The sequence below is a fragment of the Pseudomonas saponiphila genome, from assembly GCF_900105185.1.
Classification (GTDB): Bacteria; Pseudomonadota; Gammaproteobacteria; order Pseudomonadales; family Pseudomonadaceae; genus Aquipseudomonas; species Aquipseudomonas saponiphila.
Genome location: NZ_FNTJ01000002.1, coordinates 1,138,829 through 1,162,286, shown reverse-complemented (window position 1 = coordinate 1,162,286; position 23,458 = coordinate 1,138,829). Strand labels below are relative to the sequence as shown.

Sequence of the window (23,458 nt, the reverse complement as noted above, 5' to 3'; positions counted from 1 at the left end):
GAAGAGAGCGCACATTAGTGGATCAAACCTTGCAACAAGGTGAACTCAAGCGTGGCTTGAAGAATCGCCATATTCAGTTGATCGCCCTGGGCGGGGCGATCGGCACCGGACTCTTCCTCGGTTCGGCCGGGGTACTCAAGTCCGCCGGCCCCTCGATGATCCTCGGCTATGCGATTGCCGGCTTCATTGCCTTCCTGATCATGCGCCAGTTGGGAGAAATGATCGTCGAGGAGCCGGTGGCCGGTTCCTTCAGCCACTTCGCCCACAAGTACTGGGGTGGTTATTTTGGCTTTCTCGCGGGCTGGAACTACTGGGTGCTGTATGTCCTGGTGGGCATGGCCGAGCTCACCGCAGTGGGCAAGTACGTGCAGTTCTGGTGGCCGGAAATCCCCACCTGGGTCAGCGCGGCGGTGTTCTTCGTGCTGGTCAACCTGATCAACATGATGAACGTGAAGTTCTTCGGTGAAGCCGAGTTCTGGTTCGCCATCATCAAGGTGGTGGCCATCGTCGGCATGATCGTCCTCGGTTGCTACATGCTGTTCAGCGGTAGCGGCGGTAGCCAGGCCTCGGTGAGCAACCTCTGGTCCCACGGCGGTTTCTTCCCCAACGGCGGCACCGGCCTGCTGATGGCCATGGCCTTCATCATGTTCTCCTTCGGCGGCCTGGAGCTGGTGGGCATCACCGCCGCCGAAGCCGCCGAGCCGCGCAAGGTGATCCCCAAGGCCATCAATCAGGTGGTGTACCGGGTGCTGATCTTCTACGTCGGCGCCCTGGCGGTGCTGCTGTCGCTGTACCCGTGGGACGAACTGCTGGTGAGCCTGAATGCCGGCGGCGACGCCTACAGCAGCAGCCCCTTCGTGAAGATCTTCTCGCTGATCGGCAGTGACGCGGCGGCGCAGATCCTCAACTTCGTGGTCCTGACCGCGGCGCTGTCGGTGTACAACAGCGGCGTGTACTGCAACAGCCGCATGCTCTTCGGCCTGGCCGAACAGGGCGACGCACCCAAGGCGCTGATGAAGCTCAACAAGCAAGGCGTGCCGATCCTGGCCCTGGGCATCTCCGCCCTGATCACCCTGCTCTGCGTACTGGTCAACTACCTGGCGCCCCACGAAGCGCTGGAGTTGCTGTTCGCCCTGGTGGTGGCCGCGCTGATGATCAACTGGGCACTGATCAGCCTGACCCACCTGCGCTTTCGCAAGGCCATGGCCGAGCAGAACGTGGTGCCGTCGTTCAAGGCGTTCTGGTCGCCATTGAGCAACTACCTGTGCCTGGCCTTCATGCTGATGATCGTTGGCGTGATGTGGATGATTCCGGGCATCCGCGCCTCGGTGTATGCGATTCCGGTGTGGGTCCTGGTGATCTGGGGTTTCTACCGCCTGAGCCATGCGCGCAAGGCCGGGCAACCTGCGCTGCACTAAGCCTCACGCAGGCAACACCCGCAAGCCCGGCCTGCTCAAGGCCGGGCTTTTTTATCGGCGGCGCAAAAGCGGTCTGCCGATAACGGCAAATGCGGCCTGAAGCAACAGTCCACCCAATCCCTAGAATCGACGTCCTCCCGGCACCCGAGCCTGGGAGCCTGTTTCTGGATGGAGAGCGGCTGATGAACAGAACGACGACAAGCCTGCGCTGGAACGATGTTTTCTCGCCCAGCGTGGCGGCGCTGATTTCAGTGCTGGTGAACTACGGCGGAACCTTTGTCCTGGTGTTCCAGGCCGCCGAACTGGCACGGCTGTCAACGGCCCAGACCGCGTCCTGGGTCTGGGCGGTGTCGGTGGGCGTGGGGCTTTCCGGGCTGTGGCTGAGCCTGCGGTACAGAGCACCGATCATCACCGCCTGGTCCACCCCCGGCGCGGCCTTCCTGGCCACGGTGATGCCCTCCACGCCCTACGCCGAGGTGATCGGTGCCTATCTGATCTCGGCCCTGGGCTTCATGCTGCTGGGGGCCACCGGGGCCTTCGACAGGCTGGTACGGATGATCCCCAAGGGCATTGCCGCCGGCCTGCTGGCGGGCATTCTGTTGCAATTCGGGATCAACGCCTTTGGCGGCGCCAGCGCCGACCCGCTGCTGGTGATCGTGCTGCTGGTGTCCTACGCCCTGCTGCGGCGTTTCACCTCGCGCTTTGCCGTGGTGGGCATCCTGGTGATAGGCCTGGGGCTGCTCATCGCACAGCAGCGGATCGACTTTTCAGCCGTGCACCTGAGCCTGGCCGTACCCCTCTTCACGGCGCCGCAGTTCTCCCTGCAGGCCTTGCTGGGGGTGGCCTTGCCGCTGTTCGTCATCACCCTCACCGGCCAGTACATGCCCGGCATGCTGGTGCTGCGCAATGACGGCTACGCTACCAGCGCCAACCCGCTGCTCACGGTCACCGGCCTGGGTTCGCTGCTGATGGCCCCCTTCGGCGCCCACGCCTTCAACGTGGCGGCGATTACCGCGGCGATCTGCACCGGCAAGGACGCCCACCCGGACCCGAAAAAACGCTACATCGCCGGTGTCGCCTGCGGGCTGTTCTACCTCCTGGTGGGCACCTTCGGCGTGACCCTGGCCAGCCTGTTCATGGTGCTGCCCAAGACCTTTGTCAGCACCCTGGCGGGCCTGGCGCTATTGGGGGCCATCGGCGGCAGCCTGGCCAATGCGATGGCCGACGCGGCCACCCGGGAAACCGCGCTGATCACCTTCCTCGCCACGGCGGCCAACGTCACCCTGCTCGGAGTCGGCGGCGCCTTCTGGGGGCTGGTGGCCGGCTTGACTGCGCACCTGCTGATTCACGGCCGGGCCCATCCCCTCGCTGGCCGCGCCGCTACCCCTGAAAGCCAGCGTTGAGCTAAGTCTTGCGCAGGGCCACGGACAGGCGCGCCATGGTGGTTTCGATTTCATGAGCGCTCAGCGAGGCGTAGCCCAGCAACCAGCCCTGCCGTTTCGGCTCGCTGGCATAGAGCCGGCTGAGCCCGGGCAACTGGATGCCCGCCCGGGCGGCCCGTTGCTGGGTCAGTTCCTCGCTCCAGCCGGGCTCCAGCAGGCAAGGAATCTGCAACCCACCCGGTGGCGGCAAGGCCACGGCAATGCCCTGCAAATGCCGCCCGATGGCATCGAGCATGACTTGCCGGCGCCCGGCGTAGAGCTTGCGCATGGCCCGCACATGGGCGTTGTAGTGGCCCTCCTCCATGAACCGCGCCAGGGTCAACTGGAGGATCTGCGGCGTGTGGCCATCCATGATGCTGCGGGCCGCACTGAAGGCGCCCACCAGCTCATCGGGCAGGGCCATGTAGCCCATGCGCAGGCCGGGGTAGAGGGTCTTGCTGAAGGTGCCGACGTAGAGCGTGCGCTGATAGGGGTCCAGGCCCTGGACACAGGCGGTGGGCAGGCCGTCGTAATGGAACTCGCTGTCGTAGTCGTCCTCGATGATCCACTTGCCGTGCTCGGCGGCCCAGCGGGTCAGCTCCAGGCGCCGCTCCAGGGACAGGGTGACGCCGCTGGGGTACTGGTGCGAGGGCGTTACATAGACGCATTGGCCGCCACTGCGGTCGGCCCGCAGCAGGTCGGTGCGAATGCCCTGGTCGTCGACATCGATGGGATTGATCCAGGCCTCGGCGGCCTCGAAGGCCTTGCGAGCGCCGAAGTAGCCGGGGTTCTCCATCAGGATCGGCTTGCCGGCATCCACCAGCAGCTGGGCACAGAGGTACAGCGCCTGCCGGGTACTGCTCAGCACCAGGATCTGCTCGGCACGCACCTTGGCCCCACGCTCCAGGTTCAGGTAGGCGGCGATGGCCTGGCGCAGCGGCTCGGCGCCTTGCGGGTCACCATGCAGCAGCACGTTGCCGCGGTACTCCTTGAGCACCTGGCGTTGCAGGCGCTCCCAGACATCCAGGGGAAAACTGCGGGTTTCCGGCAAGCCTGTGGCAAATGCGCTCACCGCTTGCTGGTCGGTGACGCCACCGCGCTTGACCAGCAGCCGGCCCCGCCGGCTCAGGCCCGAGCCCGGTTCCCGGGCGCTGGGGGGCTGCTCCTGCAAACGCAGGCGACGCCGGGCGGCACCGCGCAACTGGGCGCCGATGTTTTCACAGACGTAGCTCCCCGAACCTTCGCGACGCACGATGAAACCGTCGCGCTGCAACTGCACATAGGCGTTCTCCACCGTATCCCGGGACACCGCGAGCGACTTGGCCAGGCCACGGGTCGCTGGCAGTTTCACCCCTGGCCCCAGAGCACCATCGAGGATCAGCCCGCGCAAGGCCCGCTGGATGCGCTGGTGCAGGTCCAGGGGCGCGAACTGCGGATCGTTGAGGCGCATGTTGAGGGTTTCAAGCTCGAAGGTCCGGGACATGTGGTCTGCCTGCTCAAATGAAAGTGGCGCACAAGGGGCGACCACTTTAGCTGCACAGCGGCCCTTGCGTCAGCTGCTGCAACCTTCGCGGCCGGCGAATGGAGAATGTGGCGAGGGAGCTTGCTCCCGTTCGATTGCGCAGCAATCGCAAAGCCTGCTGGCGCGGTTGCCTGAAGAACCTCACAGACCGTAGTTGGGGGCGCTGCGCACCCCAGCGGGAGCAAGCTCCCTCGCCACAGGGCAATGGACAAGCCCAATGAAAACGGCGCGGCCCCAAGACGAGGACGCGCCGTTTTTTGTCAAGTGAACAGGGCGATCAAAGCGAGGAGCGAACCCGCCACAGTTCGGGGAACAGCACGGTGTCGAGCATCTTGCGCAGGTAGCCGACGCCTTCGGTGCCGCCGGTGCCGGGCTGGAAGCCGATGATGCGTTCAACGGTGGTCACGTGGCGGAAGCGCCACTGGCGGAACGAGTCTTCCAGGTCGATGAATTTTTCCGCCAGCTGATACAGGTCCCAATAGGCCGAAGGGTTGGCGTACACCTCGCGCCAGGCCGCCTCCACCGACGGGTCATGCTGGGTCGTGGTGGTGCTCTGCAACGCCAGGCGCGCAGGATCGATACTCAAGCCACTGCGGGCCATCAGGGCAATCGCTTCGTCATACATGGACGGGGTGGCTATCGACTCTTCCAAAGACTGCAGCAGCTCCGGGCGGTGAGCATGGGGCCGCAGCAGGGCCGCACTCTTGTTGCCGAGGATGAATTCGATTTCCCGGTACTGGAACGACTGGAAACCGGAGGACTGGCCCAGGTAGGGGCGGATCGACTTGTACTCGGAGGGCGTCATGGTCGCCAGCACCGCCCAGGCGTGCACCAGCTGGTCGAAGATCCGCGACACCCGCGCCAGCATCTTGAACGCCGGAGGCAACTGGCCCTGGCGCACCTGCTCGCGGGCGGCCTTGAGCTCATGCAGCATCAGCTTCATCCACAGCTCCGAGGTCTGGTGCTGGATGATGAACAGCATCTCGTTGTGGTCCGGCGACAGCGGGTGCTGGGCGCTGAGGATGCGCCCCAGGTCCAGGTAGTCGCCGTAGCTCATGGAGTCGGAGAAATTCAGCTCGGCGTTATGCCATTCATCCGGTGGGTTGCTTGAAAAAGGACATTGGCTCATGGCGTGGGCTCCTCGCCTCAGGCAGCGGTTGCCACCCGCAGGCTGCGCAACCCGGACTCGGGGAGCACAACGGCGCGGACGGCCAGCTGTGTATTTATTGTAGGAATCAATCAGCCAGGGGGCGCAGGATCGCCCGCACCGGACTGGCGTCCAGGTGAGCGAAGCGCAGTGGCAGGGCAATCAGTTCGTAGTCACCTTCGGCCACCGCATCCAGGACGATCCCCTCAAGGATCGCCATGCCGTGGCGAGCCACGGCGTTGTGGGCCTCCATGGTCTTGGACTGCTGGGGGTCGAGGGACGGGGTGTCGATGCCGATCAGGCGCACGCCGAGGCTGGCGAGCAGCTCGACGGTGGCCGGAGCGACGGCGGTGAAGTCCGGGTCCCAGGTGCTCAGCGGCGCCTGTGGATAGGTGCGCAGCAAGACTCGCGCTGGCAGGTTGTCCAGGCGCCCGAGCAAGGCTTCGGGCTGCACCAGGGCGCCGCTGTCCAGGCAATGCAGGACCCGGCACGGACCCATGTAGACATCCAGCGGCACCTCGCCGATGGGCAGGCCATCCGGCCGGTAATGCAGGGGCGCGTCGACATGGGCGCCGGTGTGGGGCGACAGGGTCACCCGCCCGACATTCACCGGGCACTCGGGCCCGAACTGCCAGACGCGCTCCTCCTGGAACGGTGTATCTCCCGGCCAGGTCGGGGTCGCGGTACTCAAGGGCGGGCTGATGTCCCACCAACGTGGTGTCTTTTCCATTCGTGCGGCTCTCGGTCACTCCGGACTGAATGATACGAGCGATACCGCTGAAGATTCTTGCGAAATAACTCGGTACTTGTCAGATATTTCGCAAATCCTGCTAATAAAGCGAGCTTCGCCAACCGAATCTTGCAACCCCTTCAGCCCCTTTCGGGCCGCCCCGGCAGCGCTTCTGGATACCCCGAGGTCGAGAACAGACATCCCCCGCCATGCCGGGCGCTATAGGGTGCGTCTTCAGTTCTCTGCCCGCTAGGAGCACAGCATGTCGCAACCCATTACCGTTCTGCGCGATACCCATCCGCTGCCCGTTCTCGATGCCTGCAAGTGGGAAAAGCTCGCCGGCGACCCACACACCGTCAACCTCAACGCCTACACCAGCGAGGACGGCAGCAAGATCATGGGCACCTGGATCTGCACCCCGGGCAAGTGGCGGGTGGCCTACGAAAAGTGGGAGTACTGCCACTTCCAGGAAGGCTACTGCGTGATCACCCCGGACGGCCACGATCCCATCCACCTGCGTGCCGGCGATATCTTCGTGGTGGAACCGGGGATGAAAGGCACCTGGGAAGTGCTGGAAACCGTGCGCAAGTACTTCGTGTTCGCCTGACCCCTGAACACCCGCCGGGAGCCCGCGCAATCCGGGCTCCTCTGGCATGGCGGCCATTCAACTCAACGCTCCTTGCCAAATGTCTATATAATCCCTGCCAAATGGCAATGGCAGGAGTAGACCCATGGTTGCGCTGACAGACACCGGCCTCACCCCCAAGCGGCGGGGCAAGCTGGTATTGAAAGAACAGTCTTCGGACATCCTCCTGGGTGGCCGGGCACGCTTTGACGACCGCATCTCGATCTATCGGCTGACCGAGGAAGGCATCCCGCTGACGGCGATCATCAAGTTCGTCTCCTCGGTGCCCATGCTCAAGGACGAACAGGTCCTGGCCAAGATCATCGGCCTCTCCGAACGCACCCTGCACCGCCGCCTGAAAACCCCGGACGAGCCCCTGAATCCGGAGCAGAGCGCCCGTGCGGTGCGCTTTGCCCAGGTGCTGGCCAAGGCCCAGGAGATCTTCGGCAGCAGCGAAGAGGCACAGGACTGGATGGCCAAGCCGGTAATGGGCCTCGATGGCCACAAACCGGTGGACCTGCTGACCAACCCCATCGGCTTCGAACTGGTGGACGAGTTCCTCGCCCGCCTGGAATACGGGGTCTATCAGTGATCAGTGCCCCCGGCAGCAGCGCGATTCACTTCTGGCGACTGGACGCCGCCCGCCACGCCGACAGCTGGGACAGTGGCATCGGCGCCGAGCTGTGCGGTGGTCGCTGGAACTCCAAAGGGGTCAAGGCCGTGTACGGCAGCGCAGACCCCGCCACGGCGATTCTCGAAGTGGCGGTGCACAAGGGCTTTGCCGCCCTGGACAGCGTGCCCCATGTGCTCACCGGCGCCCTGATCCAGGACCCGTCGGCCATCTACCGGATCGATGAACACAGCATTCCCAACCCCAACTGGCTGGTACCGGGCATTCCCAGCGCGGGTCAGCAGAAGTTTGCCGACCAGTTGCTGGCCGAGCATCCGTTCGTGCTGGTGCCCTCATCGGTGTCGCGCCACAGCTGGAACATCCTGATCAATCCGTTGCTGGCCAAAGGGTTGTACCAGGTGGTGATCCAGGAGCGCTTCGGCCTCGACACACGCCTCAACCCTCCCCCGCGCAGCGTGTCCGGCCGCCCGAACTGAGCCGATAAAAAAAGCGGGAACCGGCCCGACGCAGGTTCCCGCAAATGCCCCGGCTGAAGGGGCTGCGTTCAATGGGATGGAGCGGCCCGGAGGCGCTGCATCATTGCGGTTTGCGGTAGCTGTTGACGATGGCCGAGAAGTCCTTGCCGCCCTCCCCGCGCAAGCTCATGGCCTGGTACAGCTGCTGGGCCACGGCGCCGAGCACCACCGGCTGATGCGCCTGGCGCGCGGCTTCGGTGGCGAGCCCCAGGTCCTTGAGCATCAGCTCGGCACCAAAGCCGCCGGTGTAGCCGCGGGATGCCGGAGCGGTTTCAATCACCCCCGGCCACGGGTTGTAGGTATCGGAACTCCAGCAACGGCCGGTGGAGCTGTTGATGATCCCCGCCAGCACCAGGGTGTCGATGCCCAGGGCATCGCCCAGGGCCATGGCTTCGCTGACGCCGATCATCGAGATGCCCAGCAGCAGGTTGTTGCAGATCTTGGCGATCTGCCCGGTGCCCACTTCGCCGCAATGCACGATGTTGCGGCCCATCTGCGCCAGCACCGGTTGCAGGGTGGCGAACAGCTCGGCGCTGGCGCCGACCATGAACGTCAGGGTCCCGGCCTGAGCGCCGCCAGTACCACCCGACACCGGCGCATCGGCCATGGCCACGCCTTGCCTGGCGGCAGCGGCGGCCACCTCGCGGGCGGTCTGCGGATCGATGGTGCTGCAATCCACTGCCGGTACGCCGCCGGCGATCCCCGCCAGCACCCCATCTTCACCCAGCCACACACTGCGTACATGAGCCGCGGCGGGAAGCATGGTGATCACCAGCTCGGCGCCTTCGGCGGCGGCCTTGGGCGAGGTACTGATGCGCCCGCCCAGTTGCGCCAGCTCCGCCAGCACGCTCTGGTTGAGGTCGAACAGGTTCAACTGATGCCCGGCCTTGATCAGGTTGCGGGCCATGGGCGCGCCCATGTTGCCCAGGCCGATAAATGCGATGTTCATGTCAGGCTCCTCAACGCAGGCTGATGGTGGTGTTCACACCGTCGTTGACGCTGTCGTCGTCGAACCAGCGGGCGGTGACGGTCTTGGTCTGAGTGTAGAACTGCACCACTTGCTTGCCGTAAGGGCCCAGGTCGCCGAGCTTGGAACCGCGGGAACCGGTGAAGCTGAAGAACGGCACCGGCACCGGAATCGGGATGTTGATGCCGACCTGGCCGACGTCGATTTCGCTCTGGAACTTGCGCGCCGCCGCGCCGCTCTGGGTGAACAGGCCGGTGCCGTTACCGAAGGGGTTGGCGTTGACCAGGGCGATGGCCTGATCCAGGGTGTCGACCTCCAGCACCACCAGCACCGGGCCGAAGATTTCCTGGGTGTAGATCTGCATATCGGTGGTCACCCCGGAGAACAGGGTCGGGCCGATGAAGTTGCCCTGCTCGTAGCCTGGGACCTGGATGTTGCGGCCATCGAGCTCCAGCTTGGCGCCTTCTTTCACGCCGCTTTCGATCAGCTCCAGAATCCGCGCCTTGGCGCGCTTGGATACGACCGGGCCGACATCGGTGCCCGGCTCGCTGCCGGCGTTGACCTTGAGCTTCTGCGCCAGCGCCTTGAGGTCTGGCAGCCATTGTTTCGAGGCGCCCACCAGCACCACCACCGAGGTGGCCATGCACCGCTGACCCGCCGCGCCGAAACCGGCGCCCACCAGGGCATTGAGGGTCTGTTCGCGGTTGGCGTCGGGCAGCACCACGGCGTGGTTCTTGGCGCCCATCATCGATTGCACGCGTTTGCCGTGCTTGCCCGCCAGGTCATAGACGTGAGTGCCGACCGCGGTCGAACCGACGAAGGACACCGCCTTGATGTCCTTGTGGGTGCACAGCGCATCCACCACCTCCTTGCCACCGTGCACCACGTTGAGCACGCCGGCCGGCACCCCGGCTTCCACCGCCAGCTCCACCAGCAGCATGGTGGACAGCGGGTCCTGCTCGGAAGGCTTGAGGACGAAGGTGTTGCCGCAGGCGATGGCCATCGGGAACATCCACAGCGGAATCATCGCCGGGAAGTTGAACGGGGTGATCCCGGCGCATACGCCGATCGGCTGGCGCAGGGTGTAGGTGTCCACGCCGCCGGCCACGTTTTCGGCGAACTCGCCCATTTGCAGGGTGCCGATGGAGCAGGCATGTTCCACCACTTCCAGACCACGGAAGATATCGCCCTCGGCGTCGGCGAGGGTCTTGCCCTGTTCGGCGCTGAGGACGGCGGCAATGCGCTTGGAATGTTCACGGATCAAGGCCTGGAGCTTGAGCATGATGCGCATCCGCGCGCCGATCGGGGTCAGTTTCCAGGTCTGGAAGGCGCGCTGGGCAGCGGCAATCGCGGCGTCGACTTCAGCGGCGGTGGCAAAGGGCACCTTGGCCAGCACTTCCTGGGTCGCCGGGTTGACGATGTCATGCCATTCCTGGCTCTGGGACTGGACCCATTCACCGTCGATCAGCAGTTTGACCTGTTGCAGGGTGGTGCCGTCGGGCTTGAGGGATGCGTTCATGGGGTCTCCTGACTTCTTGAGTTCTTATGCAGGGAACCAAGGCGGGCAAGCGCCTTGAAAGAGGGGCTGTCGCGAGTTGGTGTCGGACGGTTTTTGGAGTATAGATGTGCAAATACCTAATAAGAACGCACATAAAAACCGGTCCATCATGCAAAAAAACATCACCTCGCTAAGCACCCTGAACTGGGACGACCTGAAGTTTTTTCTCGAAGTGGCGCGCACCCGCAAGGCCAGCAGCGCGGCCAAGCGCCTGGCGGTGGACTACACCACGGTGTCGCGGCGCATCGGTTCGCTGGAAACCGCCCTGGGCACCCTGCTGTTCGAAAAATCCCGCACCAACGGCTTCGTCCTCACCGCTGAAGGGCAGCGCCTGCTGGGCTATGCGGAGTCGATCGAGAGCACCCTGCACATGGCCTGCGAGCAGGTCTCGGGCTCCGGGGTGGCGTTGTCCGGGCATGTGCGCATGGGCTGCACCGAAGGCTTCGGCAGCTTCTTCATCACCCCGCAGTTGAGCCATTTCCTCGACGCCTACCCGGCGATCTCGGTGGATATCCTGCCGCTGCCGCACTTCATCAGCCTGTCCAAGCGCGAGGCGGACATCGTCATCGCCCTGGAGCGCCCGGAGCACGGCCCCTACGTGTGCTGCAAGCTGTGCGACTACCGCCTGCAGCTGTACGCCACCCAGGAATACCTCGACCGTCACCCGCCGATCCGCCGCCCCAGCGATCTGGGTGAGCATCAATTCATCAGCTACGTGGATGACCTGGCCTTCAGTTCCGAGCTGCTGTACCTGGCCAATGTGGTGCCCGGGGCCAGCGCCAACCTGCGCAGCACCAGCGTCATTGCCCAGTACGTGGCGGCGCAGCAAGGTCGCTCCCTGGCGATCCTGCCGTGCTTCCTGGCAGCCCAGGACCCGCGGCTGCTGCCGGTATTGCCCAAGGAGATCAACCTGACCCGGCAGTTCTGGATGTACTGCCGGGAGGATCTGAGAAAGTTGAAGCGGATCACTCTGTTGTGGGACTACATCCGCGAGGTGACCGAACAGAATCAGCCGCTGCTCATGGGAGACAGTCGCAGCATGCTGTTCGCCGCGCCCTAGCCCTCATCGGACCCGAAGGCCAAACCGCCCCGGGTCCCTCGCGGCCGCAAGGACGCAGGTCGCCGATCAGTCGGCGATCACCACGATCGACACCCGGCGGTTTTCGGTGCGTCCGGCCGCGGTGCTGTTGGAGGCCACCGGCTCGCTGCTGCCCAGGCCGCGCAGCTGGATGTTTTCTTCACGCATGCCGACCTGGGTCAGCACCTTGACCACGCTCTTGGCCCGGCGCACGGACAGCTGAACGTTATAGGCTTCCTTGCCCGAAGCATCGGTGTGGCCGTCGACCCGGACCTTCTGGATATCGACGCTGAGCAAGGCCTTGCCGATGCGCTGGACGATCTCGGTGCTGGCCTGGTTCAGGGTTTCCACATCGCTGCCAAACAGCACCTTGCCCGACAGGCCGAAGGCCCAGCCTTCATCCGTCAGTTCGAAGCCCTCCTGTTTCAGTACCGCGATCTGTTTCGGGGTCAGCCCCTTGGGCGGCACGCTCTGGCAGCCAGCCAGGGCCAGCAGAGCCATGAATACCAGGGTGCTGAACAGTCGAACCGAACGTTGCGTCATTGAGAACAAGGGTATTAGCTCCTGTTTTGAACCTGAACGATTGGGGGCTCCGCCCCCACGGTGTGTTGCCCGCCTCGCGAACCACGCTTGGCTTGGTACATGGCCTCATCGGCAGCATTCAACAGGCTGCCGGGGGTCAGGCCATGATCCGGGTACACGGCTATGCCGATGCTCAGCGACGTCATGATCGACAGATTGCCGGGCAGTTGGATCGGCATTTCCATGCTATTGATGATTTTGTCAGCAATGCGCTGGGCGTCTTCGACCCGGTGCAGGGGTGTCAGCAGCACGGCGAATTCATCCCCGCCCAGGCGCGCGACCAGATCTTCCTCACGCAGTTGCGCGCGAATCCGCGTGGCCACCGCCACCAGCACCGCATCGCCGGCGGCGTGGCCGAAGTTGTCGTTGATCTCCTTGAAGCGGTCGCTGTCGAGAAACAGTACCGCCATGCGCTCGTTGAGCTTGCTGGCGCTGCGCAGCGCGCGGATCAGCCGGCCCTCGAAAAACGCCCGGTTGGGCAGGCCGGTCAGGCTGTCGTGACTGGCCTGGTGCGCCAGGGTTTCATTCTCGCTTTGCAGGTGGGTCTGCCAGGCTTCCAGCTCATCGAGCAGGGCATTGAAGTCATTGCCCAGGTTGTCCAGCTCGGCGATTTGCGCAGGCGGCACCCGCTGATCGAACGCTCGCTCGCGCCGGGCCGCGTGGGCCACTTCCGCCAGGCTGCGCAAGGGGCCGGTGATGCCCCGCAGTTGTCGGCGCGCCAGGTACAGCGATACCCAGGCACTCAGTGCGGTGCACAGCACGATGCCCACCAGGCCGCTGAACAGGAAGCGCAACAGGCTGCCGCCATGGCCGGTGACATTGACCGTGCCGACTTCACGGTTCTGATGCAGGATCGGCAAGCTGATGGGCTTTTCCAGGAACGCGCTGGCGACGTGCATTTCCAGATTGGTCAGCAGGCCGCTCTCCGGACGTTGCCAACTGGCCAGCAGGCGGCCCTGGGTGTCGTAGACCTTGGCATCGGCCACCTCTTCGGTGGAGGCGATCAGGGCCAGGGCCTCGGTGGCCACCACACTGTCGTTGAACACCACCGCGGCTTCCACGGTGTAGCTGATGGACCGGGCGATCAGGTGCAGGTTGTGATCGGCATAGACCCGCAACGCCAGGACCCCGAGAAAGGTCAGGGACAGGCTGGCCATGCAGATCGCCAACAGGGCGACGATCAGGTGGCCGCGACCGATGACCGACCGCAGTGTGGGGCGGGCCTTGGACTTGAACCCTTTCATGGGGCCGCCGGACGACGACGAGACAATTGCAGCACGCTGGGATGAATCTTCACCCCACTGCGGGCCACTGAGTCCAGATTGACCTCGAACGACACTTGATCGTCGCTGACCCGCAGGCAGAACAGGCTGCCCACGGTGCACTGGTCGCCACCCTCGCTGATGCTCAGCACGGGCTGGCCGATCAGCGAGTTGAACAACCGGTTGCGCGCTTCAACGCTCAATTTGCCGACGTACACCGAGTCGCACTCGCTGGCCAGGGCCGGACTGCTGGCCAGCAACCGGCGCACCAGCACCGGGCGGCCGGTGGCCTGTGTCGTGCCCTTGAGCAGGTCATCGGTGTATTCGGTGGGCCCCACCACGCACAAGCGCAGCTGCGCGGGCTCCACCGGCCACCGCGCGTAGCTGAGGATACCCAGTACCACTTGCGTCACCGCCTTGGCCCGCTGCTCGGCCAGGCTGGTCGGGGTTGAAGGCTCTGACTGCGCCACGGCGCACAGACTGAACAGGCAAAGAAGGGTCGACAGTACAAACTGTCTCCACCGCAAACTGCGCTCTGTCCTCAAGACAGCCACGTCCATGCAGGGATTCTCGTTGAATTTCACGGAAATGATGCCGCAACGATAGCACAGCGCGGGAAAATGCCGCGAGGCCGGCGCCCCGGAACGGTGCCGGCTACCAGACTGAGACATCCGCGTCAGTCCAGCTCCAGCATCAACCCGCTGAGGCGCTTGACCTTGCGCCGCACCGCCTCTTCGAAGACCCCGGCGCGGGGCTCGATCAGGCTGAACCAGTCCTTGGCCCGAGTGATGCCGGTGTAGATCAGCTCCTTGGTCAGCACCGGGTTCAGGGCATCGGGCAAGATCAGCGCCGTATGGGCGAACTCCGAGCCCTGGGACTTGTGCACCGTCATGGCATAGACCGTCTCCACGTCGTTGAGCCGGCTCGGCAGTACCAGACGCACACCGCCCTGGCCATCGTTGCGCGGGAAGGCGACCCGCAGCACCTGGCGCCCCGGCTCCTGGCCCTGCGCTTCCGGCAGTTTCAGGGCGATGCCGATATCGCCGTTCATCAGCCCCAGGCCATAGTCGTTGCGGGTCATCAGCACCGGACGGCCTTCGTACCACTGCTGGTCGCTGTCGATCAGCCGGGCCTTGAACAGCGCCTGGGTGATACGCAGGTTCAGGCCTTCGACACCCCAGGGCCCCTTGCGCACCGCGCAGAGCAACTGAAAACGATCAAAGGCCAGCAGCACATTGCGCGCCCATTCGGTCCAGCGCCGGTCTTCCAGCGGCGTGTCGGCGGCGGGACGCTGACTGCGCAGCACATTCAGGTAATGCCGGTAGCCTTGCGGTCCCTCGCCATGGCCCTCCAGCAGCAGACGCTCCAGCGCCCGATCCTGCTCGCCCTTGAGGCTCAGGCCATACAGGTCGGCATGGCTGCGGGCCGCCAGCAGGCGCCGGGCCTCGTCGGCCTGTTGCTGATTGACCCAACGCGCCAGCTGGCCAATGCCGCTGCCTTCGCCGAAACGCCGGGAGTGACGCAGCATCACCACCTGCTGCGCCAGGGGATGCTGGTGCCCGGTGTCTTCCTGCAAGCCGCTGGCTCCGAGCTGTTCACCGCTGACCGCTTCCAGCCAGGCGCGCGTCTGCGGGTTGTACCAGCCGGCCTCGGCATCGCGGCACAGGTCCCCGAGCACGGCCCCCGCCTCCACCGAGGCCAACTGGTCCTTGTCCCCCAGCAGCACCAGACGCGCGTGGATAGGCAAGGCGTCCAGCAGGTTGGCCATCATTTCCAGGTCGATCATCGAGGCTTCGTCCACCACCAGCACATCCAGAGGCAGGCGGTTGCCGGCGTGATGGCGGAAATGCCGGGTGCCCGGACGATTGCCCAGCAAACGGTGCACCGTGGTCACCTCGCTGGGGATCTTCTCGCGCACTTCGTCGGCCACCGACAGGGAGCGCACCTGCAGGCTGATGGATTCGGTCAGGCGCGCCGCGGCCTTGCCGGTGGGCGCCGCCAGACGAATGCGCAGCGGTTTGCGGGCCTCCACCGCCGGGCCCTGGAGCAGGGCCAGCAAGCGCACCACCGTGGTGGTCTTGCCGGTGCCGGGGCCGCCGGTGATGATGCTGAAGGCGCCGCGGGTGGCCAGGGCGCACGCCAGTTTCTGCCAGTCGATGGGCCCCGCCGCCTTGGCCGGACCAAACAAGCCGTCGAGGCGCGCCGCGAGGTTGTCCGGGGTGGCTTCGGTCAACGCCAGGCGTTGGCGCAGGGCGTTGTCGATACGCCGTTCATAGGCCCAGTAGCGCCGCAGGTACAGGCGCTTGCCGGACAGCACCAACGGCCGCTGGCGGGACGCATCCCCCTGATCCGCCGCCAGGGCCACCAGCCGGCTGCCGGCCAGGACTTTGCACCACTGGGCGCCTTCCAACCCCGCCAGGACCTGGGAGGGCAGCACCGGGGCCCCGCTTTGCGAATCCCCTTCCGGGGGCAGGGACAGGGCGAAATCCGGCTCCTTGAGGGTTTCGAACAGGTCCAGGCAGACATGCCCATGCCCCAGCTGGTGACTGGTCAGGGCCGCGGCCATCAGCACCAGCGGATCGCAGCCCGGGTCCAGCTCATGGAGAAAGCCGACAAAGGCCTTGTCCAGGGAACGCAGCCAGCCGCGCTCAACCCAGCGCTCAAGCAACAGCAGCAGGTCCTGGGCACGGGTCAGGGGGGCCAGGTCGAACGGCGCATCCGGCGCCTCGGTCGAGGGGGCGAACAGATCCGGGGTCATAGCAGCACCCCCTGCTCCCAGGCGGGCTCGGCCTTGGGCGGCTCGGGCTGGCCCTGGAACATGCGGTCCAGACGTTCGATCAATTGCCGTGGCGGCCGGGCGAAATACGCGCCCTGGCTCGCCGAGCGACTGCCGCGCAGGAACAGGTACAGGGCACCGCCGATGTGCCGGTCGTAGTCGTAGTCCGCCAGCCGGGCCTTGAGCTGGCGGTGCAGGGCCAGCAGGTACAGCACGTATTGCAGGTCGTAGCGGTTGTCGAGAATCGATTGTTCCATGGCCTGCTCGGTGTAGGCGGCGTCGTCCACGCCCAGCCAGTTGGATTTGTAGTCAGCCACGTAATAGCGGCCCTGATGTTCGAACGTCAGGTCGATAAAGCCCTTGAACATGCCGTTGAGCAGCACCGGCTCGGCGGTGACCCGCGCCGCGCCCTGGTGGGTCAGCTCACGCACCTGCTGGTCCAGCTTGAGGACGTCGACCTTGTGGCTGGCGAACCAGAACTCCATTTCGACCCGGTACTGGGTGAGTTGTCCCAGCACCACCGGCGGCTGTCCGAGCCCCACCGGCAAGGGGGCTTGCAGCAGGTGCTGCAGCCAGTCGCTGAGGGTCGGGATCCAGCCCTGCCAGCCGCGGCGATTGCAACGGCGGGCGATGGCGTCCGCGATCTGCTCCGGGGTTGCGGCAAAGCCCTCCTCTCCGGCCCACTCCAGCAGACCATGGAGGAAGGTGCCGGGGTTCGGGCCCCGGGGAAAACGATGGATATCGCCACCACTGGCGGCGACTTCACGCGGGGCTTCGGGGTCCAGCCGCTCATCATCGAAGAGTTTCTGCGCCTGAGGGTTTTCCGGGGCTTCGCTGCCGCCGCCCAGGGTGTCGCTGATGCGCAGGGCGCTGTAGGAAGCGATCCACCAGTTCTCCGCCACACGACGAACCGGGATCAGCGGTTCCAGGAGCGCGGCGTCATTGCGTGGCGGATGAAAACGCTGCTCGTCGGCGGCCGGCAGCTCGCCAACGCCGATGGCATCACAGCCTTGCTGCACATCCAGCAACCAGCGCAGCAGCCCCTTGGACTCGTCAAGCCGGGCACCACCGCCCAGCAGGTAGCCCAGGGCCGAGAGGTGCAGCACCGAGCTGTTGTGATTGCCGCGCTTGAGGTCGGCCACACCCAGCCAGCAGGCATGCTGGGCTCGGGTCAGGGCTACGTAGAGCAGCCGCAGGTCCTCTGCCAGGCGCTCTTCGTCCGCTTGCGCGATCAGCTCCGGGGTCGGTCGCAGGCTGACTTGAGGCTTGCCTGCGCCATCGTGGTAATGCAGGGGCAGGCGGCTGCCATCCACCGGTTTGGTGGAGCAGATAAAGGGCAGGAACACCAAGGGATACTCCAGGCCCTTGGACTTGTGGATGGTCACCACCTTGACCAGTTGCTCGTCGCTTTCCAGGCGCAGGATCTGCTCCTCCGCGGCCTGCCCGGACAGCGCCAGATGCTCGGCCAGATGGCGGATCAGGGCTTGCTCGCCGTCCAGTTCCGCGGCGTTCTGTTGCAACAGCTCGGACAGGTGCAACAGGTTGGTCAGCACTCGCTCGCCATCGCTGCGGGCCATCAGCGCCTGGGGCAGCTGGAAGTCGTGAAGCAGGCGGCGCAGCATCGGCAGCACGCCCTGGCTGCGCCAGATCGCCCGGTATCCGCGAAACTGCATGACCCGGGCTTCCCAAGCCAGCTCGTCCTGGTTCAGGCGCTCCAGTTCCACCAGGGACAGGTTCAGGGTCAAGGAGGCCAGGGCGGCCCGCAGCGGACGCTCCACATCCGGCTCGGCACAGGCCTTGAGCCACACCAGCAGGTCCCGGGCTTCCTGGGCGGCGAACACCGAATCCTTGTCCGACAGGTACACGCTGCGCACCCCGCGGGCGGCCAGTTCAGCGCGGATCGCCTGGGCCTCCTTGCCGTCGCGGACCAGGATGGCGATATCCGCCGGCAACAGCCCCTTGAGGGGTTGCTGCTCGCGGACAAAACCGCTGCGGCCCTGCTGGCCGCCATTGAGCAGCTCGACGATCGCACTGGCACACGCCGCCGCCTGCTGCTGACGATACTGGGCCCCGGACAGTGGCTGCTCGGCAGGCAGATGCCAGAAGTTCAGCGCCGGCAGCGCTTGACCGTCGACCTGCAGATGCTCCTTGCGCCCCTGGGCCGCCACCGCCAGGAACGGCACCGGGTTCTGGCCGTCGTCTTCGCGAAACAGAAAGGCCCCGCGCCCCTGCGGACGCTGTTCGGCCTGCTGGAACACATGGTTGACCGCGCTGACCATGGCCTGGCTGGAACGGAAGTTGGTGCCCAACGTGTGCAGGCGCCCGGTGGTGGCCTGGCGGGCCCGCAGGTAGGTGTAGATATCGGCGCCACGGAAGGCGTAGATCGCCTGCTTGGGGTCGCCGATCAGAAACAATCCGGTCTCGGGATCGTTGGCCTCGATGCGGTAGATGCTTTCGAAGATCCGGTACTGCACCGGGTCGGTGTCCTGGAATTCGTCAATCAGGGCCACTGGGAACTGCTCGCGGATCAGGGTCGCCAGGCGCTCGCCGCCATCGCTGTGCAGGGCGCTGTCCAGACGCAGCAGCATGTCGTCGAAGCCCATCTCGGCACGGCGGCGCTTCTCTTCTTCAAAGCGCTCACCGACCCACTGCGCGGCGTGCTGCAGGACCGCGGCGTCGGGGCTGGGCAACGCCTCGAGGCTGGCCTTGAGCCCGGCCATGGCCTCAAGCGCCGGGTGCTGTGGCGCCTCTCCCTTCCAGGCCTCGCTCATGCCGTCCGGGGTCAGGCGGGTGAAGCCGGTGCCGATGTCCAACTGCTCAACGGACTCGTCTTCGGCCCAGGCGCTGATCTTTTCAAACCAGGGTTCGAAGAAACGCGCCTGCAGTTTGCGGCCATCGACGCTCTTGCTGGCCACGCCTTGCAGGCAGATATCCCGCAACTCCCCCGCCCACAGCCGCCAGGGTGCCTTGAGTTGCACCAGGGCTTCCCGGCGTTCCTGCAGGCAGGCCTCGATCAACTCGCCGGGCGTCTGGGCCGAGGGCTCGCGATGCTCGCTGCCAAACAGCGCGCGGACCCGCGGCAGCAGTTGGGCCGGGCCAACCCAGTGGGCGCGCACCCAGTTCAGCGCATCGCCCTGCATCGGGTAGCAGAACAGCCGCCAGTAATCGCGCAGTACCTGCCCCAACAGATCGCTGTGGTCGGTTTCCAGGGTCTGGGTGAACAGGCTGCCGCTGTCGAAGGCGTGCTCGCGGAGCATGCGTTGACACCAGCTGTGGATGGTAGAGACGGCGGCCTCGTCCATCCATTGCGCGGCGATGTCCAGGCGATTGGCGCAGGCGGCCCACTGTTCGGCGGGGTATTGCTCGCGCAGCTCGACGATCAGGCTGTCGGGGGCACTGATTTCGTCGCGAAAGAATCGCGCGGCCTCCGCCAGGCGGGTACGGATGCGCTCGCGCAGTTCCTTGGTCGCAGCGTCGGTGAAGGTCACCACCAGAATCTGCGGCGGCAGCAGTTCGCGGCCAAAACCTGCGGACTCGCCGCCGTGGCCCAGCACCAGGCGCAGGTACAGCGCGGAGATGGTGAAGGTCTTGCCGGTGCCGGCGCTGGCTTCGATCAGTTGGCTGCCGCGCAGGGGAAAGGCCAGGGCCAGAGGGGCTTGTTGACTCATTGCACAGCCTCCTCGCCGAGGGCGGAACGCCAGGGAGCGTCCAGCAGGGGACGATAGAGCGTTTCGGCCCAGCCGCTGAACGTCTCATCGGCGATCAGCGCGTTGTAATCGGCAAATTGCCGGGCCAGGGCCGGAGTCTCCCGGCGCTCGCCCTCGCTGTTCTGGCCGTCACCATCATAAGTCTTGCGGGCGGCGGCGCCGGCTTTGTCCGGATCGCTCTGCCCGAGCCAGGCAAAGGCGGTCTTGACCGCCACCGGCAGCGGCTGGCGCATGCCCGCCTGCCAGGCCAGCAGCAGATTGCCGAGAATCGTCCGAGCCTGTTGCAGCTCAAGCGGCGAAAGCAACAGGCTGTCATCACTGGCCACCAGCGCAGTGGTCAGGGAGTAGCCGCTGGCGCAGGCCAGCAGGTGATTGATCCAGGGTTTGATCAGCCGGTGCCATTTGCGGGTCTTGATCGAGCCGATACCGTTGGCAATGGTGGTCACCGCCAACAGCCCGCCATCTGCCCGCTGATGCAGGCTGCTCAACCAGCCCTCCACACGCACGCCCTGGAGCTCCAGGCTGACCGGCAAGGCGCTGGTCAGCGGTGTCGGCCACAGGTCCAGCAGTTGCCGGTAGCGCTGCAACAGGTCCGGCAACGGCTCCATCAGCTCGCGTTGCAGGCACTCGCCAAAACCGGCCATGGGCAGCAGGCCACTGGCTTGCAGCCGCTGTGCCTGGGCCTGCAGGGCCTGCTCCGGATGGGCGGCATCGCTCAGTGCCGCTTCCAGCAGACTGTCACTGAGGTTGTAGCGTTGCAGGGCGTCGAGGACGAAGGGCTCCTCGTCCGCCAGGGGCGCATCCATGGCCTCGAAGAACACCTTGAGCCGCTGGCTGAAAAAGTGCCGTACCGGGTGCCGCAGAAAATCCTGCAACTGCGCCAGGCTCAGGGGTTCATCCTGGATATAGGGCTCAAGGGGCTGGACGGGCACGGCGGGCTCGTGTGCCTGGTGCAGGACCTGCCATTCCCGGGCATAGCTGAACAGTGTGTCGCTGTCGTGGAAGTAGCGGGCACTGAAGGGCTGCAGCGGGTGCTCCTGGGTGAGGGCTTCGAGCAGCGATGCCTGTTCGTCCACCAGCCGCCAGCCGCCGGCCAGGTGATCGCGCAGTTGGCCGATCAGCACCGAGGCGGGACGTTCGCTGTTGTCGCGAATACTGCGGCCGACCCAACTGATGTACAGCTGGTCCCGGGCCGAGAGCAGGGCTTCGAGCAGCAGGTAGCGGTCATCCTCACGCCGTGAACGGTCGCCGGGGCGGTAGTCGCTGCCCATCAGGTCGAAGTCCAGTGGCGGCTGGGCACGCGGGTAATCGCCGTCGTTCATGCCCAAAAGGCACACCAGCTTGAAGGGGATGGCACGCATCGGCATCAGGGTGCAGAAGTTCACCGCGCCGGCGAGAAAGCGCTGGGACAGGCGACCCTGATCCAGGCCGGCCAGCCAGGCTTCGCGCACTACGGTCAGGGGCAACTGATCTTGCAGGCCGACGGATTCGCAGGTTTCCAGCCAGGTTTCCCGCAGGTCCTCAAGCTGGCCCAATAGGTAGTCGTCGTGCTCGGTTGCGGCCAGGAAGAACAGCTCCAGCAACTGCTGCAGGCGCTCGCCCCATTGCGCGGGTACCGCCGGTTCGATGAGCTGCTGGTAGGCCATCTGCAAGGCATCCAGCAGAGCCACCAAGGGACCGATCAGCGCCGCATCCAGGCCGCCAATCTCGTCATAGGGCTCGATGCCGTCGCAGGCTGCGGAGCGACCGACGGCGTACCCCAGGAGCATGCGCCGCAGACCGAAGCGCCAGCTGTTTTGCTCAAGCTCCTGGGGTAGCCCCAGTTCCGCCCGTTGCTCGGCGTTCATGCCCCAGCGAATACCGGCCCCCTCGATCCAGCGATGCAAGGTCGGCAGGTCGGCTTCGTCGACACCAAAACGGGCGCGCAACGCAGGCACATCAAGCAGGTCGAGGATCTCGCTGACCGGAAAGCGGCTGTCCGGCAGTTTCAGCAGGTGCTCGACGGCAATCAGCAGCGGGTCGCGGCCACGCTGGCCCTGGTCGGTGAGGGTGAAGGGGATGAAGCGGCGGTCATCTCGTTCCAACTGGCCGAACACCGCGCGGATGTGCGGGGCGTAGCTGTCGATGTCCGGCACCATGACGATTACGTCCCGGGGGCGCAGGTCGGGTTCGGCACTGAAGCGCGCCAATAGCTGGTCGTGGAGGATTTCCACTTCCCGTTGCGCGCTGTGGGCAATGTGAAAACGGATCGACTGATCCTGCTGCAAATCGACGGCGGGCCAGCGTTCGCGGGTTTCCTCGAGGGGGCGCAGTTCGAGGATGTCGTCCTGCAACTGCTGGAGCATGGTGCGCGGCTCGCTCTCGCTGAACAGGTCGATGCGACCGTCGCGAAACGCTGCGCGATAGCTGTTGGGATCGTCGTAGCTGTCCAGGAGGTTGATGTAGTCCCGGCCCTGTTTGCCCCAGGCAGCCAGCAGCGGATGGGCGTGCTGGTGCAGGGTTTGCGGATCCAGGGCCAGGGGCATGCCGGCTTTGCGCGCCTGACGTTTGTATTGATGGCGCAGCAGATCCTTGTCGGCGACGATATCCGCCCAATGGTGACGGCAGGGGTTGTGCACACAGAGCAGGACCTGGCTGAAACGCGCCAGTCCGGCCAAGGCTTCGAGGGCTTGGGCCGGCAACGAGGAAATGCCGAAAACGATCACCCGGGATGGCAAGCCCGCGGGGGCCTGCTCCAGGCTGTTGATCCGCTCGATAAAGCGTTGGTGGACTCCGGCTCGACTCTGGGCCATGCCCTCGGTGCCGACATCCACCAGCAGGGCTCGCCACAGTTCGGCTTGCCAGCAGTTGGCTGGAGTCAGGGCCTTGGCTTCGCCGCGAACGTTGCGCAATTGATGGCGGCCTGCTGACCAGTCTTCCAGCCAGTCGGCTCGATAGACCTGATATTGGTCGAACAGGTCCGCCAGGCGCTCGGCCAGTTGGTAGCGTTTACGCAGATCGCTGTCGTGGGTCAGGAAACGTTGCAGGGGCTCGAAGTGGGGCTCGTCGATCAGCTCTGGCAGCAGGCGCATCAGACGCCAGGTCAGCGGGGCTTTATCCAGTAAGGATTTTGGCGGGATTTCGTCTCGACCCAGGACCTGGCGGTAGAGCTGCCACATGAAGCTCCCAGGCAATTGCACATCGATCGCCGCAGCAATGCCGCAGCCGCCGGAGTCATCGTCCTCGGGGTCTTCGGCCAGGGCCAGCTTCAGCCATTGGGCGATGCCATTGCTCTGTACCAGGGCGATTTCATTTTCCAGGGGAGCCAGTGGGTAACGCCGCATCCAGCTGACCACCAGACTGCGCAACTCGTCCAGGCGGTTACCGTGAACCACCATAAAACCGGGGGTGAGGGACGAGGCGTCCGGCATAAAGGCTTCCTTGGAGAATGCAAAAAGCTAGGCCGGAACCTTAGCACTGTCGCGGTGCGCTGGCAGCCGTAAGCACACGAGCGTGGCCAGCCCCAGCAGCGCAACTTTT

Annotated in this window: 17 protein-coding genes; 6 read left to right on the top strand and 11 right to left on the bottom strand. The window is 65.3% G+C overall.

The window, feature by feature from the left end:
* Positions 1-17 precede the first annotated feature (17 nt).
* Together BLV47_RS27170 and BLV47_RS27165 are read left to right on the top strand one after the other, a co-directional pair.
* A complete protein-coding gene (locus tag BLV47_RS27170) occupies positions 18-1,418 on the top strand; it encodes an amino acid permease (RefSeq protein WP_016964421.1) in 1,401 nt (466 codons plus the stop codon).
* Between the two features lie 182 nt (positions 1,419-1,600).
* On the top strand, positions 1,601-2,821 hold the full coding sequence (locus BLV47_RS27165; protein ID WP_092319375.1) for a benzoate/H(+) symporter BenE family transporter: 1,221 nt from the start codon (positions 1,601-1,603) through the stop codon (positions 2,819-2,821).
* 1 nt (position 2,822) lies between these two features.
* Here BLV47_RS27165 and pdxR read toward each other — a convergent pair whose 3' ends face one another.
* From pdxR to kynB, 3 genes are all read right to left on the bottom strand, one after another.
* Positions 2,823-4,322, bottom strand: coding sequence for a MocR-like pyridoxine biosynthesis transcription factor PdxR (gene pdxR / locus BLV47_RS27160; RefSeq protein ID WP_092319373.1), 1,500 nt, complete (start codon positions 4,320-4,322; stop codon positions 2,823-2,825).
* Positions 4,323-4,638: 316 nt separating this feature from the next.
* Positions 4,639-5,490, bottom strand: a complete 852-nt coding sequence (kynA, locus tag BLV47_RS27155; RefSeq protein ID WP_016965441.1) for a tryptophan 2,3-dioxygenase — start codon at positions 5,488-5,490, stop codon at positions 4,639-4,641.
* A 106-nt stretch (positions 5,491-5,596) separates the two neighbouring features.
* Positions 5,597-6,238 (bottom strand): arylformamidase, encoded by a 642-nt coding sequence (kynB, locus tag BLV47_RS27150; RefSeq protein ID WP_092319372.1) that lies wholly within the window; start codon positions 6,236-6,238, stop codon positions 5,597-5,599.
* A gap of 262 nt (positions 6,239-6,500) precedes the next feature.
* On the opposite strand from kynB, the gene BLV47_RS27145 reads away from it, so the two are divergent.
* The 3 genes from BLV47_RS27145 to BLV47_RS27135 all read left to right on the top strand — a co-directional run bounded on the left by BLV47_RS27145 (position 6,501) and on the right by BLV47_RS27135 (position 7,970).
* On the top strand, positions 6,501-6,845 hold the full coding sequence (locus tag BLV47_RS27145; RefSeq protein ID WP_060837409.1) for a cupin domain-containing protein: 345 nt from the start codon (positions 6,501-6,503) through the stop codon (positions 6,843-6,845).
* Between the two features lie 124 nt (positions 6,846-6,969).
* A complete protein-coding gene (gene parS, locus BLV47_RS27140; protein WP_092319370.1) occupies positions 6,970-7,455 on the top strand; it encodes a type II RES/Xre toxin-antitoxin system antitoxin in 486 nt (161 codons plus the stop codon).
* Positions 7,452-7,970, top strand: a complete 519-nt coding sequence (locus tag BLV47_RS27135; protein WP_092319368.1) for an RES family NAD+ phosphorylase — start codon at positions 7,452-7,454, stop codon at positions 7,968-7,970. Before parS ends, BLV47_RS27135 begins: the two co-directional genes overlap by 4 nt.
* Before the next feature lie 100 nt (positions 7,971-8,070).
* Here BLV47_RS27135 and mmsB read toward each other — a convergent pair whose 3' ends face one another.
* Together mmsB and BLV47_RS27125 are read right to left on the bottom strand one after the other, a co-directional pair.
* Positions 8,071-8,958: a 3-hydroxyisobutyrate dehydrogenase gene (gene mmsB / locus BLV47_RS27130; protein WP_092319366.1), complete on the bottom strand. Its 888-nt coding sequence runs from the start codon at positions 8,956-8,958 to the stop codon at positions 8,071-8,073.
* A gap of 10 nt (positions 8,959-8,968) precedes the next feature.
* Positions 8,969-10,495 carry a CoA-acylating methylmalonate-semialdehyde dehydrogenase gene (locus BLV47_RS27125; protein WP_092319364.1) on the bottom strand — a complete coding sequence of 509 codons (1,527 nt, stop codon included), beginning with the start codon at positions 10,493-10,495 and terminating at the stop codon, positions 8,969-8,971.
* A 148-nt stretch (positions 10,496-10,643) separates the two neighbouring features.
* Between BLV47_RS27125 and BLV47_RS27120 the strand changes: the two genes are divergently transcribed.
* Complete coding sequence (locus BLV47_RS27120) at positions 10,644-11,594, top strand: LysR family transcriptional regulator (protein WP_092319362.1); 951 nt, start codon at positions 10,644-10,646, stop codon at positions 11,592-11,594.
* 66 nt (positions 11,595-11,660) lie between these two features.
* Here BLV47_RS27120 and yfiB read toward each other — a convergent pair whose 3' ends face one another.
* From yfiB to recC, 6 genes are all read right to left on the bottom strand, one after another.
* Positions 11,661-12,155 (bottom strand): outer membrane lipoprotein YfiB, encoded by a 495-nt coding sequence (gene yfiB, locus BLV47_RS27115; RefSeq protein WP_060841871.1) that lies wholly within the window; start codon positions 12,153-12,155, stop codon positions 11,661-11,663.
* Between the two features lie 14 nt (positions 12,156-12,169).
* Complete coding sequence (gene dgcN, locus BLV47_RS27110; RefSeq protein WP_092319360.1) at positions 12,170-13,438, bottom strand: diguanylate cyclase DgcN/YfiN; 1,269 nt, start codon at positions 13,436-13,438, stop codon at positions 12,170-12,172.
* Positions 13,435-14,016, bottom strand: coding sequence for a regulatory sequestration protein YfiR (yfiR, locus tag BLV47_RS27105; RefSeq protein ID WP_167365731.1), 582 nt, complete (start codon positions 14,014-14,016; stop codon positions 13,435-13,437). The genes dgcN and yfiR overlap by 4 nt, the downstream gene beginning before the upstream one ends.
* Positions 14,017-14,132: 116 nt before the next feature.
* The gene (gene recD, locus BLV47_RS27100; protein WP_092319356.1) at positions 14,133-16,214 is read right to left on the bottom strand and encodes an exodeoxyribonuclease V subunit alpha; all 2,082 of its coding nucleotides are present in this window, start codon (positions 16,212-16,214) and stop codon (positions 14,133-14,135) included.
* Complete coding sequence (gene recB, locus BLV47_RS27095) at positions 16,211-19,900, bottom strand: exodeoxyribonuclease V subunit beta (protein ID WP_092319354.1); 3,690 nt, start codon at positions 19,898-19,900, stop codon at positions 16,211-16,213. Before recB ends, recD begins: the two co-directional genes overlap by 4 nt.
* Complete coding sequence (gene recC, locus BLV47_RS27090; RefSeq protein WP_092319352.1) at positions 19,897-23,349, bottom strand: exodeoxyribonuclease V subunit gamma; 3,453 nt, start codon at positions 23,347-23,349, stop codon at positions 19,897-19,899. Before recC ends, recB begins: the two co-directional genes overlap by 4 nt.
* Between the last annotated feature and the right edge of the window lie 109 nt (positions 23,350-23,458).